General features: G+C 65.8%; 3 protein-coding genes and 2 pseudogenes. 4 read left to right on the top strand and 1 reads right to left on the bottom strand.

Annotation, left to right across the window (positions count from 1 at the left end; all coding sequences use genetic code 11):
• Nucleotides 1-199: 199 nt before the first annotated feature.
• Nucleotides 200-994, bottom strand: a complete 795-nt coding sequence (locus tag JCM9942_RS10715) for an undecaprenyl-diphosphate phosphatase (protein ID WP_054659582.1) — start codon at nt 992-994, stop codon at nt 200-202.
• 211 nt (nt 995-1,205) lie between these two features.
• Between JCM9942_RS10715 and glnA the strand changes: the two genes are divergently transcribed.
• From glnA to JCM9942_RS19660, 4 genes and pseudogenes are all read left to right on the top strand, one after another.
• Nucleotides 1,206-2,615 (top strand): type I glutamate--ammonia ligase, encoded by a 1,410-nt coding sequence (glnA, locus tag JCM9942_RS10710; RefSeq protein WP_054659580.1) that lies wholly within the window; start codon nt 1,206-1,208, stop codon nt 2,613-2,615.
• Between the two features lie 375 nt (nt 2,616-2,990).
• Nucleotides 2,991-3,329, top strand: a complete 339-nt coding sequence (locus JCM9942_RS10705; protein ID WP_054659584.1) for a P-II family nitrogen regulator — start codon at nt 2,991-2,993, stop codon at nt 3,327-3,329.
• A 93-nt stretch (nt 3,330-3,422) separates the two neighbouring features.
• Nucleotides 3,423-4,849: pseudogene (locus tag JCM9942_RS10700) on the top strand (ammonium transporter).
• Nucleotides 4,850-5,018: 169 nt separating this feature from the next.
• Nucleotides 5,019-5,158: pseudogene (locus tag JCM9942_RS19660) on the top strand (PAS domain-containing sensor histidine kinase); the annotation flags it as partial.

Here is a 5,158-nt window from a genome sequence, read left to right as displayed (position 1 = left end):
GGCGGCGGCCGGCGCACTGGCCGCTGGCGCGGTGGTCGCCTCACCGGTGGTCGCCGGCGGATTGCTGCAGGCGGTCATCAGGGCGAAGGGAAGTGCCAGCAGGAGGATGCGCTTCATGGGGAACTCCTTGGAGCTTTGGAAAGAGGTGGCACGGTAAACGGGCAGGCGTACCTGGCGGGGTTGCCGACGTTTTGCCTATTCAGTTTCCAGCAGGCAAAAACAGCAGCAGGCCGATGCCCAGTGCGATGCGGTATAGCGCAAAGCCCGTGAAGGGACGGCGCTTGATGTAGTCCAGCAACCACTTCACCACGATGAAACCGGTGACCACCGCGGCGGCGAAGGCCACGCCCACCTCGCCCCAGTTCTCGCTACCGAGCGCTCCGTCCCTGGCAAGTTCCATGAACGCGTAGCCACTGGCGGCGAACATGGTGGGAATGCCGACCAGGAACACGAATTCGGCCGCGGCTGCGCGGCGCGTCAGGCCCAGCAGCATGGCCAGGAAAATGGCCGCCGCCGAGCGCGAGGTGCCGGGAAACACGCCGGCGATCACCTGGGCCAGGCCCACGGCGATGGCGACTTTCCAGGTCACCGTCTCGCTGTCGGGCAGGCGTGACGCCAGGCGCTCGGCCACCAGCATCCAGACCCCGCCGATCAGCACCGCCCACGCGATGGGGGTGACGGTTTCAGGCAGCTGCCAGCCAGCCAGCCGCACCGGCAGCCCGACCAGCGCGGTGACCAGGAAGGCCACGCCCAGCTTCATCACGTAGTCGCGGTTCTCACGCTGGTCCAGGCCGTTGGCCAAGGTCCACAGCCGCTCGCGGAAGGCCAGGGTCACCGCGAGAATCGCGCCGGCCTGGATGACGATGTTGAAGAAGTCCGAACGGGCACCGAGCCAGTGCTGGGAGATCAGCAGGTGGCCGGTACTGGAGATGGGGAGGAATTCGGTGAGGCCTTCGAGGATGCCCAGCAACAGGGCGGAGAGCAGGTCTGACATGAAAAGAGTGTGTGAAAAAGGCGCCGACAGCATAGTGCATGCCCGTGGTTGCACCAGTTTGGTGCTTCAGCTGCGGTTTGCACTATTTTGGTGCAAGTGCCTCGCGCGGGAAGGCGGCTGTATCCAATAAAAACAAACGCTTGCGATGGTTTGAAAGTTGGCATGCAAGCTGCTTAGGTACCCGTACATCATCCATCCGAGGTTGCACCCGATGTCCCTGGAAAACGTTGAGAAGCTGATCAAGGACAACCAGATCGAGTTCATCGACCTGCGTTTTGTCGACATGCGTGGCATCGAGCAGCACCTGACCTTCCCGGTGTCGATCATCGAGCCGTCGCTGTTCGAGGAAGGCAAGATGTTCGATGGCAGCTCGATCGCCGGCTGGAAGGGCATCGCCGAATCGGACATGGTGCTGCTGCCGGACGCTGACAGCGCCTACGTGGACCCGTTCTACGCCGATCCGACTCTGGTGCTGATCTGCGACGTGCTCGATCCGGCCACCATGCAGGGCTACGGCCGCTGCCCGCGCGGCATCGCCAAGCGCGCCGAGGTCTACCTGAAGTCCTCGGGCATCGCCGATCTGGCCTTCTTCGGTCCGGAACCGGAATTCTTCATCTTCGACTCGGTCCAGTTCGCCAACGACATGGGCCACACCTTCTTCAAGATCAACTCCGAGGAAGGCGCCTGGAACACCGGCAAGAGCTATGACGGCACCAACACCGGCTACCGCCCGAGCGTGAAAGGCGGCTACTTCCCGGTGCCGCCGACCGATTCGCTGCACGATATCCGCGCCGAGATGTGCAAGGTGCTGGAAAAGGTCGGCATCGAAGTGGAAGTGCACCACCACGAAGTGGCCAATGCCGGCCAGTGCGAGATCGGCGCCAAGTTCAACACCCTGGTGACCAAGGCCGATGAACTGCAGCGCATGAAGCACGTCATCAAGAACGTGGCGCACCGCAACGGCAAGACCGTCACCTTCATGCCCAAGCCGCTGGTCGGCGACAACGGCAGCGGCATGCACGTGCACCAGTCGCTGGCCAAGGGCGGCACCAACCTGTTCTCCGGGGACGGTTATGGCGGCCTGAGCCAGATGGCGCTGTGGTACATCGGCGGCATCTTCAAGCACGCTCGCGCCATCAACGCCTTCACCAACGCCGGTACCAACAGCTACAAGCGGCTGGTGCCGGGCTTCGAGGCACCGGTGATGCTGGCCTATTCGGCCCGCAACCGTTCGGCGTCGTGCCGCATTCCGTGGGTGTCCAATCCGAAGGCGCGCCGCATCGAGATGCGCTTCCCCGATCCGATCCAGTCCGGCTACCTGACCTTCACCGCGCTGATGATGGCCGGCCTGGACGGCATCCGGAACCAGATCGACCCGGGCGCACCGAGCGACAAGGATCTGTACGACCTGCCGCCGGAAGAAGAGAAGCTGATCCCGCAGGTCTGCTCCTCGCTGGACCAGGCGCTGGAAGCGCTGGACAAGGACCGCGAGTTCCTCAAGGCCGGTGGCGTGATGAGCGACGACTTCATCGATGCCTACATCGCGTTGAAGATGAAGGAAGTCACCGCGTTCCGCGCGGCGACCCACCCGCTGGAATACCAGCTGTACTACGCCAGCTGAGGACCGTCTGAAGTAACGGCGGCCCACGCAGGGCGTTGGCCGCCGGCATCACCGGATACCGTTTGCCGCTGTTGTCAGGTGGCGATGGCGAAGACCTTCCCCCTCCCATCTTCGCCATCGCCGCCGCCTTTGTTGCCCGGGGAGCGCAGGGGCGCTGCAACCGCCGTCAACGCATCCGCAGGCGCAACGCACGCCGCGCGCGACATGGGTGAGGACTCTGCCCGTGGGCACGTGGTGGTCGGCGGGCAACGCCGGTCGTCACCGCCGAGGTCTCGCAGCGTTCGGCGCAACAGGCAGTGGCCCTACCGCGGCAGCTGCAAGACACGATCCCGGCCCGCAGCCGCAGGCCGGTCTCCTCCACATCGGGACATGCGCATGAAACTGATCTCCGCGATCATCCGGCCGTTCAAGCTCGACGACGTGCGTGAGGCCCTGGGCGCCGCTGGCGTTTCCGGCATCACCGTCACCGAGGTCAAGGGGTTTGGCCGGCAGAAGGGCCACACCGAGCTGTACCGTGGTGCCGAGTACGTCGTCGATTTCCTGCCCAAGATCCGCATCGAAACCGCCGTCACCGACGACAACGTCGAGGCGGTGATCGAAGCCCTGCAGGGGGCGGCCGGTACCGGCAAGATCGGTGACGGCAAGATCTTCGTTACCGCGCTTGAGCAGGTGGTGCGGATCCGCACCGGCGAAACAGGCGCCGACGCGCTGTAAGAAGAACCCGCTCCCGACCTGTCCTCCGGCGGCAGCGACCGCCAGGTGACAAGAGGTCGCTGGCAGGTTCCACCCCCACAACCGGAGTCGACAATGCGAACGGAATTTTTCACCGGGTTGAACGCCCGGCTCGGAGGCCTGTGCCTGTCTTTCCTGCTCAGCGCGGCGATGCTGGGCATGTTTTCCAGCAGCGCCTGGGCACAGCCAGCACAATCCCAGCCGCTGGCGGCAGCGGAAGTGCACGCCCAGGCGGTGGATGCCGCCGCAGCCCCGGCAGCCGCGGTGGCAGATGCAGTGCCCGGCTTCGACAAGGGCGATGTGGCGTGGATGCTCACCGCCACCTTGCTGGTACTGATGATGGTGGTGCCCGGCCTGGCGCTGTTCTACGGCGGCCTGGTGCGCGCCAAGAACGTGCTGTCGGTGCTCAGCCAGGTGCTGGTGGTGTTCTCGCTGGTGCTGCTGCTGTGGGTGGCCTATGGCTACAGCGCGGTGTTCAGCGCCGGCAACGCGTTTTTCGGTTCGTTCACCCAGTTCGCCTTTCTCAAGGGCTTCACCCCGGACTCGGTGGGCAACACGCCGATCGCCGGCCTGCCGGACTTCCTGTTCGTGGCCTTCCAGTCGACCTTCGCCGGCATCACCACCGCGCTGATCGTCGGTGCCTTCGCCGAGCGCATCAGGTTCCGCGCGGTGCTGCTGTTCTCGGCGTTGTGGTTCACCTTCAGCTACATCCCGATGGCGCACATCGTCTGGGGCGGCGGTTATCTCGGTGAGATGGGCGCGATCGATTTTGCCGGTGGCACCGTGGTGCACATCAACGCCGGTGTCGCCGGCCTGGTGGCGGCGTGGTTCGTCGGCAAGCGCATCGGCTATGGCCAGACCGCGCTGAAGCCGCACAACCTGCCGCTGACCTGGATCGGCGCGATGCTGCTGTGGGTGGGCTGGTTCGGCTTCAACGCCGGCTCGGCGGCCGCCGCCGATACCGTGGCGGCGCTGGCCTTCATCAATACGGTGCTGGCGACGGCTGCCGCGGTGTTGGGCTGGACGCTGGTGGAAGCCGTCACCAAGGGCCATCCCTCGGCACTGGGGGCGGCCTCGGGCGCGGTGGCCGGCCTGGTCGGGGTAACCCCGGCCTGCGGCAGCGTGGGTCCAATGGGTGCCATCGTGATTGGTTTTGTCACCGGCATCATCTGCGTCTGGGGTGTTACCGGGTTGAAGCGGCTGCTGAAGGCCGATGACACCGCCGACGTGTTCGGCGTGCACGGCGTGGGCGGCATCGTCGGCGCCCTCCTCACCGGTGTGTTCAGCGCGCAGTCGCTGGGCGGCACCAAGGCCGATCTGGATATCGCCCACCAGGTGTGGGTGCAGGTGGTCAGCGTCGGCTTCACCGTGCTGTGGTCGGCCGTGGTCACCGCGGTGATCCTGCTGGTGGTGCGCGCGCTGGTCGGCCTGCGGGTCAGCGAGGATGCCGAACGCACCGGGTTGGACGTCACCACTCATGCGAATCGGCCTACGAGGTCTGAGGTGCAGCATAGCCCCTCTCCCTGTCGGGGGAGGGGGTACAGGCGCCCGCACCGACGCGACCTGCGCGGTCGCATCGGTGCGGCCCGGCGGATGCCGAAGGCGCCCGGGGCCGCGCTTTGCCGGTGGTGCACAAGCCGTGCCGCGGTCGCTTTGCACTATATTGGTGCAATGACCGCAGCCGAGTTCACCCCGTCGCCGGAACTGATGGCCACGCCGCTGGTGTGGAGTGGCGCGGACGGCCGCATCCAGGGGGCCAATCCGGCGTTCTGCCGCTGGCTCGGGGTCAGCGTCCGGCGCCTGCTCGGCCA

This window comes from Stenotrophomonas pictorum JCM 9942 (genome assembly GCF_001310775.1).
Lineage (GTDB): Bacteria > Pseudomonadota > Gammaproteobacteria > Xanthomonadales > Xanthomonadaceae > Stenotrophomonas > Stenotrophomonas pictorum.
This window is presented reverse-complemented; position numbering and strand designations above follow the sequence as displayed.

Bases quoted from the DNA above. Each gene is read 5' to 3' on its own strand.
- JCM9942_RS10715 (WP_054659582.1), bottom strand. From the start codon at position 994: ATGTCAGACCTGCTCTCCGCCCTGTTGCTGGGCATCCTCGAAGGCCTC.
- glnA (WP_054659580.1), top strand. From the start codon at position 1,206: ATGTCCCTGGAAAACGTTGAGAAGCTGATCAAGGACAACCAGATCGAG.
- JCM9942_RS10705 (WP_054659584.1), top strand. From the start codon at position 2,991: ATGAAACTGATCTCCGCGATCATCCGGCCGTTCAAGCTCGACGACGTG.